Genomic DNA, 21,924 nt, shown 5'->3' on the forward strand with positions numbered 1-21,924 from the left:
TTCATATAATCTGAGGAAGAGCCATTTCTATTTTGCCAGAAACATGAAGGTGATAATGAGTTATTCCAGATAATCTGAGGAAGAGCCATTTCCTAGTTGCAAAAAACATAGCTATTATCTCTTGCAGACAATAGTCACGTGTTCACAGACTTCATCATGCCTAGCTGTCACAACCATTTCGAGTCCTGAAAAGAAGCTGCTCATAGAAAAAAGTAGTTTCCTCTTCTTTCTTGTCTAGGCGAAGTATCAGGGAATTCAATATCTGATGAATCTTGGCTCTGGCCTTGAAATGATAATATCCCGGTTCTCTAATCATCATGGAAAGATATCGCAAGAATACGTTTCTAATGCTATAAATCTGTTCTATTCTCGAACGGAATTTGGGAAGAGCTCTGACGAATCTATTTTCTCCGTAATTGGAGACCAGATAGCTCTCAAATTTTACATGGTCTTCTCTTAGTAATGCTTTCGCGAATGTCTCATTATTAGTGGATATTCCAGAAGCATACTCATACCATACGATCTTCTTGTCCAAATAACCAATATCATCGCCTTCAAGCAAAACCAATACTGGTGCTAAATCCTCACAGAATCTAACATCTGCGTTATTGTAAAGTCTTAGAGAGTATTCCAGAAAGTACTCTCTGGAAAAAAACAAGGTAATTCCTGAAAGCCAATCAGAAAAGAGAAGAAGATTCTTTAGCTTGTTCAGCGGGCATGAGTTCTTCTTTCGATATACACTCTTATTCTTTGGAGCATCGAAATTTGAGAATTTGGCAACTCCTTCATTGACGATAGAATATGCATACATATTTCCAAAGGCTAATCCGAAGGAATTGTTCTCTAGGAAATCACTCATCTCCTGGAGGGACCTTTCATTAAAAAGAAGATCTCCTGGTCCTAAACCCTTTACAAACTTACCTTTCGCAGCCTTAAGACCTTCGATTAGATTACCGACAATTCCACGATTCTTCTTATTACGTATTAGCAGGTAATTATCAAAACATACGCTTCTGAGAAAGCTCTCTATCCTATCAAAATACTCCCTCTCTGAACCATCGTCAGTAATAATTATTTCATAATCTTCATACCTTTGCGCAATTACGGATTGTAGAGTGATAATGATTTTTTTGTAGTCGCTATTATATGTTGGGACAATTACACTGAAACTCATTTGCTTCTCCTTTGCTAATAATCATTTCAAAATGCTGGTTAGCATCTCATTTAAGCTAAAAGAGCATCTTCTATGAAAAGTTTAACATCAAAGATATAGTTACAAGAGACCCTAACGCTCTATCTTAAGCTAGATTTTGATTCTCTTCATTCAATGCTACCAAAAAACAAAAAAAGGATGATATCCAATTCATGTAACGAAGATCAACACAAACTTGGACTAAAATTCCGATTCTTCTCCTTCCTCATGATTTAAAGACTGCAAATAGCATTTCTTAATCCCACTTGATCTGCAAGATTTCACTAATGCTTTTCAAGGTAATTACTCCTTTAGATATTGCTTCAGTCTTATATTATGTACTTCGATAAATGAAGTGAGGAAAAAGGAAAAGCATAGAAGAATCATCAACAAAAGAGCTTCGAAATAAGTGGACGGAGTGGTCGAATGTGATTAATTCTCGGTTTGATCAACACTAAAATATAAACACTTCGTGCCTTTTTCAATGATCCTGTTTTATTTACTTCTTCCTGTCAGAGTGCACAAGTTGAGGTAATGGCGGTAAAGGCTTTTGTGACTTTCTATCCATTCTGCCATTTCAGATATCATTGTCTCATACTGAGGGACACTGTAACTAAAATCGAACCTGGTTCTTTTCAGAGATTTATCTGCAACGAAACCATCAAAAGGCTCGATATTTAGTTCATTGTTTCTCATATATTTGTTAAACAACTTGAGCAGATTATATTTACTTATCGGTTCACTGTAAACCATGTTGTACAAACCACTTGCTCTTCTCGTGGCGGCCTGTTCCATTGCTTTGGCAAGTTCAAGGGTTGTGAGTCCAGTCCACATTGCTCTGGTATAACCTTTTATCGTTCCGTTTTGCTTCATGAACCAGTTGAAAAGACCTATTCCGTTTTCGTTCATATCCGGTCCGACAATCGAGTTTCTAAGGGTTATGTTTTTCTCGTCTTCAAGTTCGCCTAGAGCTTTAGTTCGATCGTAGAAAGTCTCCCCATCTCTCAAATCAGATTCTATATAACTACCCCTCTTTCCAGAGAAAACACAATCCGTACTCATGTGTATTATCTGCGTATGCATGCTTTTGGTTATTTCAGCAAGGAAGTGAGGGAAATATGAGTTCAAAAAGACTGCAAGTTCTTTATTGTCGTCAGCAAATTGATTCAGAATTCCTATGCAATTTATTACTGAGTCAAATTTACCTTGAGATATTACACCTCTTACGAAATCCAGGTTTCTAGCATCGCCCCGAATTGACTCACAGTGAGACACCTCAGAACGATCAAACCCAACTACTTGGTGCCCTTTTTCTGTTAAATAAATAGATATCATATGACCTGCCATTCCAGCAGTACCTAATACAAGGTATCTCATCGACTCACCTCTTCCATCTTGCCAATTCAGATCTTATATATTCAATACTCATCAACTTCTTCTTGATTTCATCTACTGTGAGAATTGTTGTATTGTTTGAGTTATATTCATCTGTTCTAGAAATTTCATGAGATCCTTCTTCAAGGTATTTTTGATAGTTCAAATCTCTATTATCAGCAGGGACTCTAAAGAATCTTCCCAAATCAATTGCTTTTGCTGCTTCTTCTTTTGTTAGGAGGACCTCGTATCTCTTTTCTCCATGTCTTGTACCAATAACTCTTATTTCATTGTCTGCATCGAAGAGCTCTTTAATAGCCTGTGATAAATCTCGAATATATGAAGATGGAGATTTCTGAACCATAATATCACCAGATTCAGCGTTTTCGAAAGCATAAAGGACCAATTCAACCGCTTCTTCTAGACTCATAATGAATCTTGTCATATTAGGGTCAGTAACAGTAATTGGCTGTCTTTTCTTTATTTGTTCTACAAACACAGGAATTACAGATCCCCTTGAAGCCATAACGTTGCCATATCTAGTTGTACAAATGAGTGTTTTTTCGGAAGAGATTGTTCGTGACCTTGCTATAATAACTTTCTCCATCATTGCTTTAGATATTCCCATAGCATTAATCGGATAAGCTGCTTTATCAGTCGATAAGCAGACAATTTTCTTAACCCCAAATTCAATAGCAGCATCAAGAAGATTATCCGTTCCAATAACATTCGTCTTCACAGCCTCAAGGGGAAAGAACTCACAAGAAGGCACTTGCTTCAGAGCAGCTGCATGAAAAATGAAATCAACATTTCTAAGAGCACTCTTGATACTGCTTGAATCTCTAACATCCCCCAGATAGAATTTGAGTTTATCGTTCTTATACAGTTTCCTCATGTCATCTTGTTTCTTCTCATCCCGTGAGAAGATTCTTATCTCTCGTACTTTGGATTCTAAAACCCTCTTCAAGACGGCATTCCCGAAGGATCCTGTTCCCCCCGTTATAAGAAGTATTGAATCGTCGAACATAACTAACCTCCAATCTGAATCTGCAATAGTTGCAGCGGGTCTATCGAAAATTCAAACAGTTTTCCTCACTGAATATATGGTGCATTAGCCAGTCTAGACATAATATAATCATCAACTATCTTTGATGCTTCTAGCGAATTCTGAATGTTGTAAAATACTTTATCTAGTGAAATCCCTAATTGTGAAACTGCCCAGTTCTTAACGAAAACAGAGGCTCGTTTTGCAAACTTGCGAACAAATTCATAATAGAATCTGGTCATGTTGATGTCTTTCGTTTTCATATATTCTTTTACTAGGTTTCTGTATTCTGGGAAAAATAAACTAATCGTCGCATAATTTGCTTCTATGTTTAATTCAGCAAAATCCTCCTGTTTTCCAAATGCCTTAAGAGCACTTGACAGAGAATCTACGTATATTGTGGGACCCGTCCAGATTTTTGGAATAGCTGAAGGCCAAGTTTCTTCGATGTTTCTAGGCAGAAAAGTCTTGTCTTTTAAACTACCCTTATGTTCGCCCCTTGCTCCTTTGCCCCCTGCACTACTATAACTGTGCCCGCTTATTGTTATAGGAGCATCAATCATAATATGATTCTTAACTACCTGTGACAAGGCCACTGCCATTGCCATATCCGGACATGCGCCGGGTATATATCTTCCAGTCCTTTCATGTACTCTATCCAGAGATTTTCTTCTTATTATGCCATGATATGGTTCTGGGAGTCTTGCTAAGGAAACTGCGCCAATTTTCTTGACATATTCTAGTTCTTTTTCAACATCAATTCTTTTAATATCTCCAGTCGTTTTGTGAATCGTAAGGTTTGGTCGGTGCTTGTGAGCTCTAAACTTCATTCCCGGCCAATTATAAGAAGCTTTCCTGAAGATTGCGGACTCAATATTGTTTCTCATCAAATACTTTGCAACATCAAGAATTTTTGAGGAGACATTATCATCGGCTCCAAGGATACAAAGATATTCTCCACAAGAATTAGCAATACCTAACTCGAAATTCTCTGTCATTGTCATCTTAGATGATCGATGAAAATACTTTGATTTCTTACAAGGCGAGTGTGAAAGGAACTCAATAATCCCCTCATTGCGTTCAGAGTTATCTTGTATAACTATCTCTATCTCATATGAATCAATACTTTCAATCTTCCTGATAATGGACTTAACGTATTCGTAACTGCCCTTTATTGGAACAACTATACTAAGAAGACAGCTCATTGTGAAATACCAACCTTCCGCATAGTATTCATAGATTTACCAGCGCCTTGTCTGCTAACTAGGACAAAGACAAGTACAAACCAGAACTGAGGTGTACTTAGGTACGTTCCACTAAACATAAGCATAACAAATGGATACATAAAAAGAACAACCAAAAGCTTGTAGCGCCTATCCTTACTAATCAAATGAGTAACCTTCCATGCAAACAAAAAGAGAACAATTAACATAATAACAAGATAGATCACACCGCCTTGCAACAATACTTCGAGGAAGAGATTGTGTGGGTAGTAACTGAAATCCCACATACCAAAAATCCCATAACCAAGAATTGGTCTCTGCTTAATTAGTTCAAGGGCGCTTCGGTACACAATATCTCTTCCCGACGTTCCCGCCCAGTTTATACCACCACCCGAACCTATGAACTGCGTCACTCTAAAAAGCCCATATTGGAAGGCGCTAATCTGCATTAATAAAGGCCAAATTGCTATTAGTGTAATCACAAGAAATGACAGAAAACCAATTGTCGTCAATAAGTACTTGAGCTTTCTCAGGGATAATCTAGTAAGCAACATGTATAGCAAATAGATAGCTCCCAATACTGCCCCACCGCGGCCACCAGTAATAATGAAGCCAATAATCTGAATAAATAACAAGTAAATACACAAAAGTTTGTAATACATACTTCTGAATAATGCGAACCTATCATGGTAACTCCCTTCAAACAAGAAATACAAGTTCAATCCAAACGCAAAGGCTGACAGATATGAGCCGATTTGTCCGAAATAAGCGCCACCAAAAGTCAGGAGTCTCACACCTCGAAAAGCAGGAATTATTAGTCGAACGAAAATGCTCAGAGTAACAAGTAGCATAACTAACTCGAGCAATTTGGCCATCTCGAATATTGTTTGCATTCTTGATAAGTATAGAGCACCGAGAATTGCTGGTAGAGAGAACGCCAAGAATTGCAGAAAAAAAGTTGTTGCTGTTGGATTCAGACGCCCAGAAAACAGGCTCGACGTCAAATAAGACAGCAAAACTACAACCATGACAAGAAGCAGAAACAAATCCTTTTGAGTGATCTTTGCCCCATTCCATATGAATGATTTTCCAAACAATACTGCCGTAGCCACAAGAATAATAAGAGAATAAATAAGGAGGGTATTACTGCTTCCAATTCCGCTATAATCAAAACCCAGAATCGCTGTTATCACGAAAAAAAAGCTCGAGCCCATCATTGCAAGAATGGGAATCAATTGCTCAATAAGTATCTTTCGATACCTCTTTTTCATGAATAATTTGCTCTTTTGACCAACACTTATATCTGTCTCAATCAAGTGAAAATCATCTCCGATCAGATAACACAGTACTGTGGTCCTCTATACATTCGTGGTTTGTAAGATTCAAGCAAGACACCTATAAGTGACGACAATCAGTCATTCTCTTCTTACTATACTCTTGGTCGATTCTAACCTGCCAAAACTTACTAGCAATGTGCTCAATGTCTATATCCAATTTCTTGGTAAAGTCGAATGTAATCCTCAACTTTTGTATCCCATTTAAATTTGGCACTCTTCGCAAGGCATTCTGCACTAATATTATCGTAATCATCTAAAATAGAAAGCACTTTACAAGAGATATCGTCTGCATCGTTACGTTTGACAGAAAACCCAATGGTACCATCCGGAAACTGACTATCGAATCCTTCCCCCTTTGTGTATATGATGGGAATACCTTGGCTTATAGCTTCAGCGTAAACAAGGCCAAATGTTTCGTGAATTGACGGCATAACAAAGATGTCCGAACTTCTATAGTATTCGATCAACGTCTCCTTTGGTTTAGGCTCAACATAGGTTGTCAATCCTTGATCCATGATCTTTCGGAACAGCGTTCTGTTTTCTATTTTTCCTACCATTGTGTACTCAACATCATATCCTTTTTTTCTTAAGTAATTTGCTACTGAACTTACTATAATTTGATTCTTATTCTTGTTGATTGCTCCAACCGTTAACAGCTTAATCTTTCCATTTTCGATTGAATGAGCACTTCTAGGCCTATTCTCAAACCAGAAATCGTCAATGCCATTCGGTAGAATAACGCTTTTGTCAACAATTGCTTTTCTATCTGGCACCGGTATGTACTTCTCAAGCAACTTATCAAGATACGTTTTGCTAATGAATACTATCTTATCTGCTCTTCTAAGTATTTCTATTCCAGTTCCTCTCAAATGATGCATCCGTCTGAAGAACAAATTCAAGTCCGTGTTTCTTACAGTCACAACATATGGAATACCCAATTCTTCCTTAATCTTAAGACATGTATAACCTCCACTAAACACAAAATGTGAGTGAATTATCTGAGGTTTATATTGGTGCGTCAGCTCCTCTATCGATCTTGTAATTTTTCTCTGTTTTCTATAGTAGAAGAATCTATCATAGTTTCCAAAGCACTTGATCTGCCTGACATTTTTTTCTTCAGCCCTGTTGTCGCTATTATACACAGCTGGGACAACCACTAGCGAATCTAATCCATAAGAAAGAAGCTTTTCATGCATATTTCTGTATAATGTTGAGTTGTAATAGTCGTTGCACAGATGCAGAATTCGCATATATCCACCTACTGTAAATCCCAAAACTTAGTCAGATAACACATGTCTATATTTCCTTGCTAAGCCTGCGAATCTTGCTAGCCTTGAAACGGGATAATCGCTATGTGACTTAGCTGGTTCTTTCATGATCCTATCGAACTCAACTCTGGACATCCCAATTTTCTGGAGAATATTGCAGATATCTTGCTCCATCTGTAACTCATCATATAGAGGTTTCTTCAGTTCTTCTAAAGCCCTTTCCCTTGTCATCTGGCCAGATATGATTAAACTCGAAAAATGCGACTTTCTCTTATCAACGCGAAATTTCTTAGGCAAATAGTAAACTTGGACAAACTTCGTGAAAACTGATTCATAGTGCTTTCCTCCATAATAATTGAATCCCATTTCACTCTCAAGCTCTCTAATTGCTTGATCTCTGTTGTATTCAATGAAATCAAGAGGACGATATGTATTTATTCGATCGATGTATTTTTGACCAATGTATCTCTGAAAAATGCTTATTAGGGGTAACGAATTCAGTGCAGCCTCACCATATTCTTTGTGTATTGCACGAATATGCACACTGTCAGCTGCTGTATGTCCATTTCCTCTTTGTAGGATTGATTCAAGTGAGAAATTAGCTCCAGAAAGGTAGTTTTTCAGATGCAAGCGTTTTGCATATCTTCTTAGAGAAGCTAAGAGCACATTGTCTTGAGGAATCGCGATTCCAGGGACGCCAGCTCGAATGAATGATCTCAATAGGTCCACATACTGAGTTTCATCAGGTTTTTCTATCATTAGCTGGATCTTGCATTTTTCACAGAGTCTCTTGATATTGCTTTTCGCAATTTCCGTATCAAAACCATCATCTATATGCACTGCCAAGATTCTTAAATCCCACTTAGTAGAACCCAAATAAGCTAGAAATGAAGAATCTAGCCCTCCTGACAAACCCATCAAGCAATCGAATTCTTTCCCCTTGCCTTCTCTTTTAAGGTTATTAATCATGAGCTCGAGTTTTCTCTCACCTTCTGAGTTTGGGAAGTAAACCTGATCTTTTCTTGATAATGCGTAATTGCAGTAATTGCATGTGCCGTCTGAAAGGAATTCTATTGTTTTATCAGACTCATTATCCATTACACATCGAGAACAAATCTTTACTCCCATCTGTCATTCCTCCTGCATGTGCTGAAACAACCACGAAAAAATTAATCGAACCTATTTTAGCTGCTCCAGAAGTTTATTCCATCTCTATTATCTCTATAAGTCTACGAGTCAAATTATCAAAGCTATACTCTCTTGCCGCACTTTCGGTATTCATAGAATATCGTGTACACATTTCTTGTCCATTATCAACGAGATCTACGACACTTTTAGCAATAGTCAGTGGATCCGATGAAGTCAATTCCACACCAACCATATACTTCTCTATTAGAGATTTCCCGGCCTTGAAAGTAACGAGAATTGGCTTTCTGGCTGCGAAATAATCAAATAACTTGTTCATTGAAACTCCATACCGAAATAAGGGGATATTATCTCCACAAATAACGTTGAGTTGAGCTTTGCTAGTAATATATGGAATGTACTTCTTCTCAACCCATCCTTTAAATATTACATTATCGATTTTTTCATCAATAATTCTCTTCTTCAGCGATGCCAATTCATCACCGTCACCCCAAATAAGGAAACGGATTTTCTTATTGGTTATTAATTTAGCGGCATCCAATAGCTTACCTACTTTATTGACTCTTCTTATTGAACCTGTGTATACTACTTTGAAAAGATCATCGTTTTTAAGATCCTCGTCTTCAATTATGTGGCTGTTCCTGTTGTGCTCAAAATCCTCAAGGTCTACACCATTGTTTATGTGATATACCTTCTCTATATCAATAGGACCTCTGTGCTCTTTGTCCCAACCCTTATCAATGATGTAATCTTTTCCACCTTCCATCGTGAAAATCAGCTTGTCTGCCTTCTTATATATCCATTTCTCTCCGGCATACAGTAGTTTAGCCAAAACACTACTTGATCGCATTTTTCCGTATGCTATTATACTTTCTGGCCATAGGTCGCGCACTTCACAAATACATTGAACTCCAAATCTTTTTGCAATTTTTATTCCTGCTACTAAAGTAAGGGGATGAACACTAGATGCAAGAACTACATCAGGACTTCCATAAGCGTCCGCATATTCTTTAGCAACTAAGAATATGTTTCTATAGAAGGAATACATATTCCTTACTCGGTCTAGACCGTTGCTCAAGTAGTTTGTTGTTTTAACGAAAACAAACGGTATGCCATCAATTTCATTTGTGTTCCATTTCCCTCGTTCTATTTTTATTAGCTGATTCTTTGTGTTGTGTCTTGTATTTGCACAGAAAATGGTCGGCTGATACCCATCTCTAATTAGGTACTTAGCAAACCAGTAATGACGTCCACCTCTTTTGAAAAACATATCTGTGGCATAGTGATTAAGAATCCATACTTTTGTTTTCATAAAGCAGTCCACTTTGCCTTCATGTAGGTTGTGCAATATGTTTGAAGTTGACTAGTAAACAAATCTCTCATTTCGCCGGTACTCCCATTACCTTTTTGTTGTCTTGTATTGTATTAACTATGACACTGCCTGCGCCAACAATTACCCTTGATCCAATTTCAATTCCGTGTATTACCGATGCTCCAGTTCCCACATGAGAACCTGCACCTACTTTGACTGAGCCGCTCAAGGTCACACCCGGTGCGATATGAACATGGTCTCCAATCATGCAATCGTGGTCTATGATCACCCCGGTGTTTATGATGCAGTTCTTGCCGATCTTTGTTCCGGGGTTTATTATCGCTCCCGGCATTATTACAGTGCCTTCGTCTATCTCTACTGACTCGTCAACTATTGAGTCTATGGAGATAATTAACGGGATTTCGAATCCAATATGCTTGAGCATTTCAAAGAGTCTGATCCTGTTATCAGGAATGCCTACACTTCCAAGAGTGACGAAGGCGTATTTGATACCTCCATTGTGCAACTCTTCCAGTTGATCATCCGTGTATCTGGTCTCTATTCCCAAGACTTCTTCACCAAGGTTCTCTTCTAGATCGGAGATACCTGTTATGTTGAACGTATCCAGCCTTTTTAAGATAGAGATCACCACTTTGCAATGACCTCCGCCGCCGACAAGAACAATGTCAGGCTTTAATGACATCAACGATACTCCTTGCCACAAACTCCGCTTGCTCCTCGCTATTCAGCGTAGAGCTAGGGAGATTCAGCCCCTTTTCGTACAGTTCGTATGAGTTGGGGTATTCTTTTCTTTTATATTTAGCGTATGGGGGGAATTCCGTTATCGGGACAAATACTCTTCTCGTCGGTATTCCCTTTTCTTTGAGTTCTTTCTGGATCTGGGGGATGCCTTTTGTCGGGTGGTTTATCTTTATAGACGAGAGCCACCAGGAGCTAACAGAATCGTGATATTCTTCCTGAAACTCTATTTCCTTTACGCATGTGAGTATTTCTCTGTATATTTCGCAGTATCTCTTTTTTTTCTGGAGAAAATCGGGCAGTCTTTCGAACTGGGCCAGACCGAGCGAGGCTTCGAGGTTAGTCATGCGGTAGTTGAAGCCGATCTCGGGGTGGTAATAGCCCTTGCTTTCGTCTCTGGCCTGGTTGACGAGGAATTTCATGTGGTCTGCAAGTTTTTCGTCGTTTGTGGTTATCATTCCACCGCCGCCAGTGGTGATGACTTTGTTCCCATTGAAAGAGAAGCAGGCCATAGAGCCGAAGGTGCCTGTCATTTGTCCGTGAACCGAAGCTCCTAGGCTTTCGGTCGCGTCTTCAATAATGGGTATGCCGTATGATTCAGAGATCTTCGTTAGCGCGTCCATATCGCAGGGGTTTCCGTAGATGTGAACGGGGAGTATTGCCTTTGTCTTCTTTGTTATAGCCTTCTCCACCTGTTCCGGAATCATGTTCCAGCTGGAGGGATCGATATCGACAAAAACCGGAGTCGCGCCCACATAGACTATGGGATTTACCGAGGCGATGAAGGTGATGACTGGGACGATCACTTCGTCTCCCGGGCCAACGCCGAGTTCATGGAGCGCGAGGTGAATTGCGGCTGTGCCGCTCTGGGTAGAGACGGCCCGCTTGGTGCCCACGTACCGGGCGAACTTATCCTCGAACTCCGGTATGAATGGCCCTGCAGTCGAGACGAACGTAGAGTCGACGCATTTGAGCAGGTATTGCTTTTCGAGTTCTCCGAGGTTTGGTGCATCGAGGAATATCGTATCCATCTTCATCACCTACACGTTATATATGTCGGGTTTATAGTACTCCATGTTGTTCTCGAGCCAGGCTATCGTTTCTTTGAGGCCTTCCTCGAGAGTGTGTCTAGGCTCCCAACCGGTTAGCTCTTTTGCCTTCGAGCTGTCGCAGAGCAGCCTTTCGACCTCACTCTTTTCGGGCCTTATTCTCTGGTCGTCTATCTCAATTTTGAGCTCTTTATTCATTAGGCTCGCGATCAATTGCGCGAGGTCCTTTATGGATATCTCTCTGTTCGAGCCGAGGTTTATCACTTCTCCTGTGCTTCTCTCATGAAGACCTACATGATGGAAGCCCTCGCAGGTGTTCAGCACGTAGTTCATGTCTCTGGTTGCCTCTAGGTTGCCGAGCTTTATGCTCTTCTTTCCGGCTAGGAGCTGAGAGATGATTGTGGGGATCACAGCCCTCGCCGACTGTCTCGGGCCGAAGGTGTTGAAAGGACGGATTACGGTGACGGGCAGACCAAAAGAGCGGTGAAAGGTCAAGGCCAGCTGATCGGCTCCCGATTTTGTCGCCGCGTAAGGAGACTGCGGATTGACGGGGTGTTTCTCGTCTATCGGGACGTACTGGGCCGTGCCGTATATCTCGCTCGTGGACGTGTGGATCACTTTCTTCGTCTTAAGCTCTCTTGCAGCCTGGAGCACGTTGTAGGTTCCCTCAACGTTTGTTTTTATATATGCCAGCGGCGAGACGTACGAGTAAGGGATTCCGATCAGAGCTGCTAGATGAAAGACGACGTCAACGTTTTTCATAGCATCTTTCACCGAGTCAAAGTCTCGTATGTCGCCGGTATAGACTTCTATTTTATCTTTGTAAGGCGATTCTTCTAGCCAGCCCCAGTTATTCCTTGAGTTATAGCGGACGAAGGCTTTTACTTCGAAGCCTTTGTGAATGAGATATTCTGCTAGATGAGAGCCTATGAAGCCTCCGGCTCCAGTTACGAGCGCTTTCAATTAGAATCCTCTCCGTTTCCTGTGAGTGCTATATAGTCTTCCATTCTTCCGACATCGTGCCAGCTTCCAGTGTGTACGTGAACTGCCAGTTTCATTCCGTTATCTTTCATCATTCTCCAGAGAGTTGGCATATCTATGTACTGATGCTTTGGTATGTTCTCTCTTATATAGGTTATCACTTTTTGTGAGATACCGTAGATCCCGCCGTTTATTATGTACTTAAGCTTCGGCTTTTCTTCCCAATCTATTAGCTCTGGGGAACCGTTTGTTTTGAGAACACCAAAATCCAAAGGAATCTTTCTTTCGATTCCTGTAAGTACAAGATCGTACTCTTTCAGTAGATCATTGATAACCGAATAATCTACATCGCAAATCAAATCGCCATTTGAGACAATGATCTTATCATCGAAATCGTCAGGAAGAAGGGCTAGAGAGCCAGCCGTTCCTGTACGCTCTAGCTCTTCGATATAGGTTATGTTTACTCCGTATCTCGAGCCATCGCGGACAAAACTCTTTACTATCTCTTTCTTGTAGTTTACTGAAACAAAGATATCTACTATTCCGAAGTCTTTCATGTGTTCGATTATCAGCTGGATTATTGGCTTGTCTCCCACTGGTAAGAGAGGCTTGGGTATAGCTGCGGTCAGGGGCCTAAGTCTCTTGCCCTGTCCGCCAGCCATAATGAAGCCGTACTTGAACACTACTTGCCACTCCTGCCAAGTATCCACTGATAAGTCAATGCCAGCCCTTCTTCAAGGCTTACCTTCGGCTCCCAACCGAGCTCTTTTTTTATCTTGCTTATGTCCGCCACTGCGTAGTCGTAATCATATTCTTCCCGGAGCTTTGTGGCATCGAACAATACGTCGCACTCGCCTCCTGTGATTTTCTGCGCTCTAGTTATTAGAGTGCTTATTGACATAGGATCTCCGGATCCGACGTTGAAGATGTCTATTCCCTTAGGGTTTTTCTCTACGATCAGACCCAGAAGATCGATGAGGTCGGAGATGTAGAAGAAGTCGCGGACTTTTTCCGAGTCTCCTATGTTTACAGTTCCGGAAGATGCGATCTTCTCGAGAACTGTCGGTACTACATATGGTGATAATTGATAAGGCCCATAAGGATTGAAAAGTCGAAGGATTGTAAGATCAAGGGAGTAGCGATTTGCAAGATAGACGAGTATGTCTTCGAGAATAGCGGCCCTTGTCCCAACGAAGTTCTTGGGGCATACTACGTCTGACTCTCTGAACTTACCCATTTTCGGAGCGTACACTCCGTAAGAAGAGAGATAGATTATAGTCTTGAGTTTGCTCGATTGAGCCGCAAGGTGAAGCACATCTCCGAGAGAACCAATGTCTGTAAACTCGCCAATGTATTCGAAGCCGATTATGAAAGGAATCTCTGGGTCGAAACTGCTGTAATTCGAGTGTTTTAGCTGTTCTGAGAAGGATACTTGAAAGACTCTTTCCATATGTGGCTTCAGCCAATTCTCTACGTTTGAGACAAAGACTTGTTTCACTATTTCGCATCCCTTCGAAAGATCATGACTTCTGCCGTACGAAGCATTGTCGCGAGATACAGCCTGAAGTCCATGTTCTTGACATAATAAAGATCATATGAAAGCCTTCTGGCGAATGTGTCGTATTCGAGTTTATCGACGTATCTGTAAAGCACCTGGGCGTGGCCTGTTATCCCGGGCATTACTTTGGTTCTGTATCTGTAGAAAGGTATCTCTTTCGTGCAGTATTCATAGGTAGAGGGAATGTCGGGTCTCGGGCCTACTATGCTCATGTGACCCTTGAGTACGAAAAAAAGCTGGGGGACCTCGTTTAGTCGTGTCATGCGCAAGAGCTTGCCGCTTTTCGTCAGTGTGGGGAGGTCTTCCCCCTCTTCAGGCTCGTTCATTGTTCGGAATTTATACACTTTGAATATTCTCGCGTTTAGTCCATGGCGTGGTTGCGTGAAGAAGAGCGGTCTTCCATCGCGAATGAGAATGTAAAGGATACTGAAGAGAATGAACGGAGAAAATAGAACAAGCAGAGCTGACGAAAAGACTATGTCAGCAACTCTGATTCTCCTTGAGATTCTTGCCTCGGAAAAAACTATCTCATAGTACTCGCTGAATCTCTCGATAATCTCTATAGGAATTCTATGAAGTGAATTCTCAACAAGTGTTGGAAGGTATTCAATATTTGTATTCTTTGTAATTGCTTCGTTCAATATTGGCCTGACTGATTTCGCAAGTTCAGGATCTCCAATCAGTATCGCATCGAAGGGCTTCGTATCTTCAAATGATATGGCCTCTGTTAATGTCGCTGCCGATGGGTTCATGTAGGAGTAGATTTCGATCTTGCCCATCGAGGCCTTCTTAACTTCTTCGAGTATGGGGCCGAGGTCTTCTTCTCTGCCTATGACAAGATATCTTCTAGGGGGAAGATGCTTTATGCTGTATCTCATAAGCATGCATGAGAGAAGGGGGAAGATAAAGGCCGCAATAAGGGCTGTCACATAGAATGTCGGTCTTGGGAGTCTGGGCTTCATAAAGACAATAGGAAGGAGAGCAAAGAGAACACCCAGGATCGTTCCAGATATGTATGAGACTATGCATGAGTTTAGAGAGTAAGTCGTCGAGTTATCGAAGCCCCTGAAGGCATATATGCCGAGCATTATGGCTACATTGAGAATGAAAGCTTGAAAAACAAAGAGCGGGGACCATATGAGTGTAAGCGATTGAATGAAGAAGAGGGTAACGAAGAGGAACATAGCGACAAGATACTTTAGGCTCGCAATTCTTCTTATCATACCTTCTCCCCTCCTTATTCATGACAATCAATCTTATGATTGAAGTAAATACCTTGGATAGCGCTTCTTCTAGTTAGGATAGCAATTACACTAGCTTAATAATTCGCTTGGGAACTGAATTCTTGTCTAATGTATGTTAACATTATTCGATCGCTAGTTCAATTTTGCGCGGTTCTGAGTATAAGCGATTAGACATCTCTGAGAGCATTCACAGTCAATTATAGAATCCATTCGTATTTTAGTCAAGATTTAATCTACAATACTATTGTAAACATTATTCGATAACCGAGGTGGGGGATTAAGGGTAGGGGGTTCGGCAACAAACATAAGCGACAACAGACATGGTTTTACTCGAAATGTGAGTTATGCTCACAACCAATTATGTGATGATCGAGATGAAAAATCGAGAAGTAGTTTGGGATGTAAAGTTTGCTGGTGTAACATTTCAGGAAGCCAGTCTCGCCTTCGGCGAGGCCAGTCACCTTCGGTGGCCAGTCAGGCTTCGCCTGGCCAGTACCGCTACGCGGGCGGAAGAACCGCTTGAATAAGAAACGCTGGTCGCTGAAGGCTGGAAAAGACAAAGCTGAGCGTAGATGGTCTTTGTCTTGCGAAAGAAGCCATGGTTTGTCTCTTGCCAACAACCAATAACCAACAACCAACAACTGCTCTTTGTTACCAGTCGCTGCGGCGGCGTTTTCGGTACGATCTCTCAAGCACAAGATAGTACAATGCACTCAAAGCTGTCAAGATGTACACTCCGACTACAACTATCCAGAGTCTGGGATTGGCTTGAAGAACTTCGCCTTTTGTTAACACGCAGTGGGTTGCGTAAGCTGATGCCACTAACATACCTAATGTGAGAACTAGAAGTGCAAGCTTAAAGTTCTTCAGATCCGATCTTCTTGTTGGAATCAATTTCATAACCCTTTCACCCCACGATTCCTTACAAGAACAAGTGATCAAACGTTTTCTTACGTATCAGAAGAGATTATAGCAAATGTTGGTCGTGAAACAAACTTGATGTTGGAAGCGTTACATACTTGCGCCGAAAAGCCTCTCAGGTCAACCGTTATGAGTCCACCGTCCTCCGAAAAAAACGCAAAGATCGGTTTATAAGGGGCGGGTTAGCAAGAACGGGTTATCAAAACCGGGTTATAAAAGCTCGAAAAAAGGGATTGATTTGCGCCGAGGGCCATCCGCAGAAGTGAGGCTCGCTGCGCGAGGAAGTGATGCTGGCACTTACGCGCCAGGAACAAAGCGAAAAGTTGCCTACCGATCTTCTTTATCTGTCATCCCATTCAGGATCAAATTCTTCTTGTAGGGGTGAACGGCTGTTCGCCCGAAGAAGGGGGCCAAAATCCGTTGGCCGTCCAGCGTCCAAAGATCCGGTTGCAAGTTCCATGATGCAAGTTGCAAGAAGAAGAAAGAAGCCCTTTTTCTCAAGCGCTAATAAGTAAGCTCGTTATTGGCATTCAACAAGAGTGCATCGTCGAGATTCTGAAACAAGTTCAGAATGACGGGATGTGATGCTTTCGGAAAGCCTGCCGGGATGCTGAAACGAGTTTAGCATGACACAAATAGCAGGGTATCGAGTGTAGGGTCCCGGGCGTTGAGAAGAAAAGCATTTCACCGTCTTGGTATCTTCAGGTAATAATGCTGAGACAGTTTTACCTAGGTGGCAACTTCAGGAGCTCCCTCACCTTGTCATCCCAAACTTGTTTCGGGATCTATTCTTTGAAGACATCTACGATGATGAATGCGTGAATTCGCGAAAAATGGGACAGACATGAGGAGAATTGTCAATCCCTATTTTTGCTTACAGCGTTCAGCGGGTTTTCGTTCTTAAGCGTACAGCAGCTCTTAAGACCTAGATGCTGAAACGAGTTTAGCATGACTGGATGGGTGGTTTTCGGAATAACCATTTTTTTCGTTGCACAGAGGTTACCCTGAAATGCCTCTGTTCAGGGTCATCCCGAACTTGTTTCGGGATCGTTTGATCTTTCAGCGCCAGCGAACGCGAAAAATGGGACAGACATGAATAGATTTGTCAGTCCCGGTTTTCGCTCCTTCAACAGTCTTACTCCCTTCACGTCATTCTGGCGATCTCCTAGCCAGGATCTCGCCTTTTGGCGTCCCATTATTCGGGACTCCGATCTGGGATCTGGTCTTGATCATATTGGGTATGGATTGCTTGCTTGCGGAAGGTAAATGTAGAATTCCACTTCACAGCGTTCGTGTTTCGTAAGAAGCGGGCCTTTCAACGATCACTATATGAAATACGGGAACAAGTAAAGCCAGGAAACTTTTCTTCAGGTTCTTTCTGTGTGACTCGAATGAAATTCCCGCGCCTGTCTTGAGCTCAGGATTCAGTTCGAAAGTCCAGAAATTTTCTCAGAAACTCTGAGGGTGTGACAATTGCAATTCCTTCGATTTCCTTTAGGTCAAGCAGATGATGATCTCCAGAAACAATGTATTTTGCACCCGCCTGAACTGCACATGTAATGAATTTAGTGTCATCAGAGTCTTCGATTCTGATTTCGATATCTTCCGGGCAGTTAATTACGATCGAGCTCAACCTCAGGTAAGAAACCAACGTATCCAGCTGATCTTTATTGATCCCGGTGATGCGTAACAGTTTTGGTCGAGACAGGACATCTATAAGCTCTTGAAGAGTTTCTTCAGAGAAAACAAGCTCAAAAACGCCCTCTTTCCAGAAGTCAAGGATTCTTGCAGGAGAACTTTTGCTGGATATGATTGCGGATATCATAACATTTGTGTCTAGTACGACTCTTTCCATTTTTTCTGGTCACTTTTCTCTTCTCGACTCTTTGAGAGCTGTGCGGATTTCTTCTTCAATTTCCTCTTCGGTGAGGGCTTCGGCGTTCGTCCTCAACTTCTGAACCAACTGAAAAAACTCTGACTTTGCCCTTTCCTTGTTAATCACGGCAACAGGCGTAAGCACGATTCTGCCGCCTTCTACTTCGACCTGTACATAGTCGCCTTCCTTCAGTCCAAGAGAATCGAATATCTGTTTTGGTATCGTGACCTGTCTGCTTCTTCCAGCTTTTACTAATTCCATATAATCACCTTTTCATATATTACTTTATTAGTATTATAGCATCTTGCACTTGTTTATGCGAAAACGTGAAAAGAAGGGACTCAATTTTTTGAAGATCGGTTCTTCGTCTCAGAGCCAGGAGCTTTGTTCTTCGTTGTTTGTTCCGACGCTGCGCGTCCAGGTTCTTGGTTAAGAGCCCGGGTCTGGGGTGTGGGGTCTAGGGTCTCGCAAGAGCAGAAGTGATGCTGCTTCGCAGGAAGCCTCTCAGGTCAACCGTCAACGGTTCTCCGTTCTCCGAAAAAACGCAAAGATCGGTTTATAAGGGGCGGGTTAGCAAGAACGGGTTATCAAAACCGGGTTATAAAAGCTCGAAAAAAGGGATTGATTTGCGCCGAGGGCCATCCGCAGAAGTGAGACTGATTGCGTGGTAGCAGGTACGGGGTAGGGGGTAGGAAAGATCAAGAGCAGAAATGATGCTGGCGCTTTCGCGCCAGGAACAAAGCGAAGAGCCGCTTACCGATCTTCTTGATCTGTGGTCCCATTCAGAATCATATTCTTCTTGTAGGGGCGAACGGCTGTTCGCCCGAAGAGGGGGAAGCCCTCTCACAGGCGCAAAGCAGAAGGCAGAAAGGAGCCAGTCTGCTGACGCAGGCCAGTCTCGCCTTCGGCGAGGCCAGTCACCTTCGGTGGCCAGTCAGGCTGCGCCTGGCCAGTTCCGGCTTCGCCGGGCAAGAACCTCAAGGCCAGTACCGATTGGCGGAGAAGCATCCGCCGCCAGTCTGCTGACGCAGGCCAGTCAAATTAGACAAGGTTGTCCGTTGGCAGTTCACGGGATGACAAGGAGGTTGGATTTGGGGGCAGGCTCTACGGGATGGCGGAATAGAGACCGTGAATACAATTCCAAGCAGAAGCATTTACAGGCTCGTTGAGGTAGGATACTCTCTCTTCAGGTCATCCTCGTTCTCCTAGTCAGGATTCCGGACTTTCCTTCTTCTTCATTTTTTTGACTCGAAGTGTACAAGTTGAGCTGTAATTGCATTGTAGTTCTTATTCAATGGGAATAATGCTTGCTTTGTTGTCACAAATACTATATACTATTTGTGACCAGAGGAGTGAACCTTATGGAAGAAATAAGCACCAGGGAGAGAATATCCAATTATATAAAGAGGAATCCAAAATCAAGGATTTACTCTATCTCTGATTTTTCAAAATTCGGTACTTATGATAGTATTCGAAAAGCTCTCTCACGCCTGGAAATGGAGGGGAGGTTAATCCGTGTTTCGAGGGGCTTCTATAAGTCCTCGGAATTCAACATACTTGTAAATGAGGAAGTTGCTTCAGATCCTGATCAGTTTGCTAGAGCCTATGCAGAGGCCTACGGCTGGAAAATCGCTCCGCACAAGGAAACAGCTTTAAATATGTTGGGTTTGTCAACTCAGGTACCAAATGTCTTTCAATACGTAAGTGATGGCCCATGTAGAACTGTATCTCTCAGTGACGGAAGGAAAATAGAGTTCAGGCATAGAACTATTCGTGAAATAAGCAAACTTAGCTACAAGGAAGCGGCCCTCCTTGAATCACTTAAGACTCTGGGCAAGGAGCGGATTTCTCCTGATGTCAGGAATAGGATCCTTCGAAGATTCAGCAAGAAGGAACTAGAAGTGTTAGGGAAGCGAGTTCAGAAGAGCAGGAAATGGATTTATGAGGAAATCTGCAGATTGATTGAAAGGAGCGGGAATAGTGTATCGAATCGCCAACGAGGCTAGCTCAAACCTGGGAGCCATTTTCGGAAATACTGCAACCAGAAGGGGTATCAGTCCGGCAATTATAGAGAAGGACTTTTGGGTATGTTTCCTGCTTGAGGTTCTCTTTCATCAAAGCAAGTATTCAAAGCATTTTGCCTTTAAAGGTGGAACGTCTCTTTAAAGGTATATAAAGCAATAGAACGTTTTTCTGAAGATATCGATCTGATACTTGATTGGAGGCTTCTTGGATATTCGTTAACCCAGCCATGGGAATCAAGATCAAACGCGAAGCAAGAGAGTTTTAATCAGGAAGCAGCTTTGAGAACTGAACGGTTCCTCGCTACCGAGTTTGTTCCGAGTCTAGAAGAATCATTGAGTTCGTTCATTAAAGATTTCGATTTGCATGTCGATCCTGATGATTCTCAGACCGTTCTCTTTAGATATCCACAGATATTCACTGACAAGAGCCTCCTGCAGGAAATTAGACTGGAGATCGGACCCTTGGCGGCGTGGTCTCCATCTGCCGATAAACCCATTACTCCATATGCCGCCGAGGAATTTCCTAAAGCTTTTCGTATGCCGAGTACTCTTGTAAGAACAGTAGAAGCAAAACGTACATTTTGGGAAAAAGCAACTATCCTACACCGTGAAGCTAACAGGAAAAACGGGAGGCCACCAATCAGGTATTCCAGGCACTACTATGACCTTCATATGTTGTGCAACACCCCGATCAAACATGAAGCACTTGAGGACATCAAATTGCTTCGTAAGGTTGCGGCATTCAAGGATAAGTTCTTTCATTGCGCGTGGGCAAAATACGAAGAAGCACTTCCCGCAACGTTGCGCCTAGTACCGCCCAACAATGTAGTAAAGAAACTAGAAGAAGACTTTGAAAAAATGAAGCCAATGATATTTGGTACGGTCCCTTCTTTTGAACGAATACTTGCCACTCTTCGCGAATTTGAGCAAGAAATGAGAACTCATTAAGAGCCGCCCTTGTTTCGTCCAATAGCGTGGATCCGTCCTTGGGAAGAGCCGTTCTACGTTTCGGAGCCAGGAACTCTGTTCTAGTTCAGGAAAGCAATCCGTGGGGGAGCGGTTCCTGCGCTGCACGTCAAGGTAATTCGTTCTTGATTATGGAGCGGAAGGAGAGGTTGACTTTTAAGAAGATAGTGTTCCTTTTATCTGATTCAAGCGTCAACAATCTGTCTCAAAGATTCTTGTATACATTTCTGCGATGGCCCACATGCAGAATAGTAACTGACTTATCTTGATCACTAATCTCATACTCAACTTTGACAGCAATGAATCTGAAAACAGCCAAACAAGGGAAAAAATGAAAAGAAAAACAGACGTACCACCACAGTGGTCTATTATGCAATCTCTTTGAGCAGATCCGGTGGTCTAATTTTGAGTGCTTTGAAAGCGTCGTAAGCATTGCCCATCATTTCAGTCCTTGCAAGAAAGCGTTTGCCTTCTACAGTTAGCTCAACTGCTCTTATCTCTTTCAAGTCTTCAAGCATTTCTGCGTAAGAGAAAGTACTTCCAATCTCTTTCAGCTTTCTGCATAAGGCAGTTTCCATTACAAGTGCAAGGAAACAGATCATTATGTGTCCCTTCACCCTCGCATCTGTGTAATGGTATATGGGACGAA

At 42.0% G+C, this 21,924-nt stretch carries 19 protein-coding genes and 2 pseudogenes; 2 read left to right on the plus strand and 19 right to left on the minus strand.

Annotated elements, in window-relative coordinates:
* Positions 1 to 160: 160 nt before the first annotated feature.
* The 18 genes from B3K42_RS05055 to B3K42_RS05140 form a co-directional block, all read right to left on the minus strand.
* Positions 161 to 1,174: a glycosyltransferase family 2 protein gene (locus B3K42_RS05055; protein WP_110991276.1), complete on the minus strand. Its 1,014-nt coding sequence runs from the start codon at positions 1,172 to 1,174 to the stop codon at positions 161 to 163.
* Between the two features lie 513 nt (positions 1,175 to 1,687).
* The gene (locus B3K42_RS05060) at positions 1,688 to 2,569 is read right to left on the minus strand and encodes an SDR family oxidoreductase (RefSeq protein ID WP_110991275.1); all 882 of its coding nucleotides are present in this window, start codon (positions 2,567 to 2,569) and stop codon (positions 1,688 to 1,690) included.
* A 4-nt stretch (positions 2,570 to 2,573) separates the two neighbouring features.
* Positions 2,574 to 3,593 carry a polysaccharide biosynthesis protein gene (locus B3K42_RS05065; RefSeq protein ID WP_110991274.1) on the minus strand — a complete coding sequence of 340 codons (1,020 nt, stop codon included), beginning with the start codon at positions 3,591 to 3,593 and terminating at the stop codon, positions 2,574 to 2,576.
* A 65-nt stretch (positions 3,594 to 3,658) separates the two neighbouring features.
* Entirely contained in the window at positions 3,659 to 4,816 is a 1,158-nt protein-coding gene (locus B3K42_RS05070; RefSeq protein WP_110991273.1) for a glycosyltransferase, read from the minus strand.
* Positions 4,813 to 6,105 (minus strand): O-antigen ligase family protein, encoded by a 1,293-nt coding sequence (locus B3K42_RS05075; protein ID WP_146227093.1) that lies wholly within the window; start codon positions 6,103 to 6,105, stop codon positions 4,813 to 4,815. The genes B3K42_RS05070 and B3K42_RS05075 overlap by 4 nt, the downstream gene beginning before the upstream one ends.
* Before the next feature lie 206 nt (positions 6,106 to 6,311).
* Positions 6,312 to 7,421 carry a glycosyltransferase family 4 protein gene (locus tag B3K42_RS05080; protein ID WP_110991271.1) on the minus strand — a complete coding sequence of 370 codons (1,110 nt, stop codon included), beginning with the start codon at positions 7,419 to 7,421 and terminating at the stop codon, positions 6,312 to 6,314.
* Between the two features lie 27 nt (positions 7,422 to 7,448).
* On the minus strand, positions 7,449 to 8,567 hold the full coding sequence (locus B3K42_RS05085) for an N-acetyl sugar amidotransferase (protein ID WP_110991270.1): 1,119 nt from the start codon (positions 8,565 to 8,567) through the stop codon (positions 7,449 to 7,451).
* A 73-nt stretch (positions 8,568 to 8,640) separates the two neighbouring features.
* A complete protein-coding gene (locus B3K42_RS05090) occupies positions 8,641 to 9,897 on the minus strand; it encodes a glycosyltransferase family 4 protein (protein ID WP_110991269.1) in 1,257 nt (418 codons plus the stop codon).
* A gap of 67 nt (positions 9,898 to 9,964) precedes the next feature.
* Entirely contained in the window at positions 9,965 to 10,600 is a 636-nt protein-coding gene (locus B3K42_RS05095; protein ID WP_110991268.1) for an acetyltransferase, read from the minus strand.
* Positions 10,584 to 11,687: a LegC family aminotransferase gene (locus B3K42_RS05100; protein WP_181419144.1), complete on the minus strand. Its 1,104-nt coding sequence runs from the start codon at positions 11,685 to 11,687 to the stop codon at positions 10,584 to 10,586. Before B3K42_RS05100 ends, B3K42_RS05095 begins: the two co-directional genes overlap by 17 nt.
* A gap of 9 nt (positions 11,688 to 11,696) precedes the next feature.
* The gene (locus tag B3K42_RS05105) at positions 11,697 to 12,668 is read right to left on the minus strand and encodes an NAD-dependent 4,6-dehydratase LegB (RefSeq protein WP_110991267.1); all 972 of its coding nucleotides are present in this window, start codon (positions 12,666 to 12,668) and stop codon (positions 11,697 to 11,699) included.
* The gene (locus tag B3K42_RS05110) at positions 12,665 to 13,369 is read right to left on the minus strand and encodes a sugar phosphate nucleotidyltransferase (protein ID WP_110991266.1); all 705 of its coding nucleotides are present in this window, start codon (positions 13,367 to 13,369) and stop codon (positions 12,665 to 12,667) included. Before B3K42_RS05110 ends, B3K42_RS05105 begins: the two co-directional genes overlap by 4 nt.
* On the minus strand, positions 13,369 to 14,184 hold the full coding sequence (locus B3K42_RS05115) for an NAD-dependent epimerase/dehydratase family protein (protein ID WP_110991265.1): 816 nt from the start codon (positions 14,182 to 14,184) through the stop codon (positions 13,369 to 13,371). Before B3K42_RS05115 ends, B3K42_RS05110 begins: the two co-directional genes overlap by 1 nt.
* The gene (locus tag B3K42_RS05120) at positions 14,184 to 15,467 is read right to left on the minus strand and encodes a sugar transferase (RefSeq protein ID WP_110991264.1); all 1,284 of its coding nucleotides are present in this window, start codon (positions 15,465 to 15,467) and stop codon (positions 14,184 to 14,186) included. Before B3K42_RS05120 ends, B3K42_RS05115 begins: the two co-directional genes overlap by 1 nt.
* Before the next feature lie 672 nt (positions 15,468 to 16,139).
* A complete protein-coding gene (locus B3K42_RS05125) occupies positions 16,140 to 16,388 on the minus strand; it encodes a hypothetical protein (protein ID WP_258367513.1) in 249 nt (82 codons plus the stop codon).
* A gap of 1,046 nt (positions 16,389 to 17,434) precedes the next feature.
* Positions 17,435 to 17,605, minus strand: a complete 171-nt coding sequence (locus B3K42_RS05130) for a hypothetical protein (RefSeq protein ID WP_181419053.1) — start codon at positions 17,603 to 17,605, stop codon at positions 17,435 to 17,437.
* Positions 17,606 to 17,826: 221 nt separating this feature from the next.
* A complete protein-coding gene (locus B3K42_RS05135; RefSeq protein ID WP_110990345.1) occupies positions 17,827 to 18,264 on the minus strand; it encodes a putative toxin-antitoxin system toxin component, PIN family in 438 nt (145 codons plus the stop codon).
* A 9-nt stretch (positions 18,265 to 18,273) separates the two neighbouring features.
* The gene (locus tag B3K42_RS05140; RefSeq protein ID WP_103134221.1) at positions 18,274 to 18,546 is read right to left on the minus strand and encodes an AbrB/MazE/SpoVT family DNA-binding domain-containing protein; all 273 of its coding nucleotides are present in this window, start codon (positions 18,544 to 18,546) and stop codon (positions 18,274 to 18,276) included.
* 1,100 nt (positions 18,547 to 19,646) lie between these two features.
* Here B3K42_RS05140 and B3K42_RS05145 point away from each other — a divergent pair.
* Together B3K42_RS05145 and B3K42_RS05150 are read left to right on the plus strand one after the other, a co-directional pair.
* Positions 19,647 to 20,291 carry a DUF6088 family protein gene (locus tag B3K42_RS05145; protein WP_292597296.1) on the plus strand — a complete coding sequence of 215 codons (645 nt, stop codon included), beginning with the start codon at positions 19,647 to 19,649 and terminating at the stop codon, positions 20,289 to 20,291.
* A pseudogene (locus tag B3K42_RS05150) lies at positions 20,266 to 21,257 on the plus strand (nucleotidyl transferase AbiEii/AbiGii toxin family protein). The gene B3K42_RS05145 and the pseudogene B3K42_RS05150 overlap by 26 nt, the downstream one beginning before the upstream one ends.
* 386 nt (positions 21,258 to 21,643) lie before the next feature.
* Here B3K42_RS05150 and B3K42_RS05155 read toward each other — a convergent pair.
* A pseudogene (locus B3K42_RS05155) lies at positions 21,644 to 21,924 on the minus strand (IS1634 family transposase); the annotation flags it as partial.

This window comes from Mesotoga sp. UBA6090, assembly GCF_002435945.1.
Classification (GTDB): domain Bacteria; phylum Thermotogota; class Thermotogae; order Petrotogales; family Kosmotogaceae; genus Mesotoga.

What these genes read in the sequence shown, in the direction of transcription:
- B3K42_RS05055 (WP_110991276.1), bottom strand. Translation starts at nt 1,174, where the DNA reads ATGAGTTTCAGTGTAATTGTCCCAACATATAATAGCGACTACAAAAAA.
- B3K42_RS05060 (WP_110991275.1), bottom strand. Translation starts at nt 2,569, where the DNA reads ATGAGATACCTTGTATTAGGTACTGCTGGAATGGCAGGTCATATGATA.
- B3K42_RS05065 (WP_110991274.1), bottom strand. Translation starts at nt 3,593, where the DNA reads ATGTTCGACGATTCAATACTTCTTATAACGGGGGGAACAGGATCCTTC.
- B3K42_RS05070 (WP_110991273.1), bottom strand. Translation starts at nt 4,816, where the DNA reads ATGAGCTGTCTTCTTAGTATAGTTGTTCCAATAAAGGGCAGTTACGAA.
- B3K42_RS05075 (WP_146227093.1), bottom strand. Translation starts at nt 6,105, where the DNA reads ATGAAAAAGAGGTATCGAAAGATACTTATTGAGCAATTGATTCCCATT.
- B3K42_RS05080 (WP_110991271.1), bottom strand. Translation starts at nt 7,421, where the DNA reads ATGCGAATTCTGCATCTGTGCAACGACTATTACAACTCAACATTATAC.
- B3K42_RS05085 (WP_110991270.1), bottom strand. Translation starts at nt 8,567, where the DNA reads ATGGGAGTAAAGATTTGTTCTCGATGTGTAATGGATAATGAGTCTGAT.
- B3K42_RS05090 (WP_110991269.1), bottom strand. Translation starts at nt 9,897, where the DNA reads ATGAAAACAAAAGTATGGATTCTTAATCACTATGCCACAGATATGTTT.
- B3K42_RS05095 (WP_110991268.1), bottom strand. Translation starts at nt 10,600, where the DNA reads ATGTCATTAAAGCCTGACATTGTTCTTGTCGGCGGCGGAGGTCATTGC.
- B3K42_RS05100 (WP_181419144.1), bottom strand. Translation starts at nt 11,687, where the DNA reads ATGGATACGATATTCCTCGATGCACCAAACCTCGGAGAACTCGAAAAG.
- B3K42_RS05120 (WP_110991264.1), bottom strand. Translation starts at nt 15,467, where the DNA reads ATGATAAGAAGAATTGCGAGCCTAAAGTATCTTGTCGCTATGTTCCTC.
- B3K42_RS05125 (WP_258367513.1), bottom strand. Translation starts at nt 16,388, where the DNA reads ATGAAATTGATTCCAACAAGAAGATCGGATCTGAAGAACTTTAAGCTT.
- B3K42_RS05130 (WP_181419053.1), bottom strand. Translation starts at nt 17,605, where the DNA reads ATGGGACGCCAAAAGGCGAGATCCTGGCTAGGAGATCGCCAGAATGAC.
- B3K42_RS05135 (WP_110990345.1), bottom strand. Translation starts at nt 18,264, where the DNA reads ATGGAAAGAGTCGTACTAGACACAAATGTTATGATATCCGCAATCATA.
- B3K42_RS05140 (WP_103134221.1), bottom strand. Translation starts at nt 18,546, where the DNA reads ATGGAATTAGTAAAAGCTGGAAGAAGCAGACAGGTCACGATACCAAAA.
- B3K42_RS05145 (WP_292597296.1), top strand. Translation starts at nt 19,647, where the DNA reads ATGGAAGAAATAAGCACCAGGGAGAGAATATCCAATTATATAAAGAGG.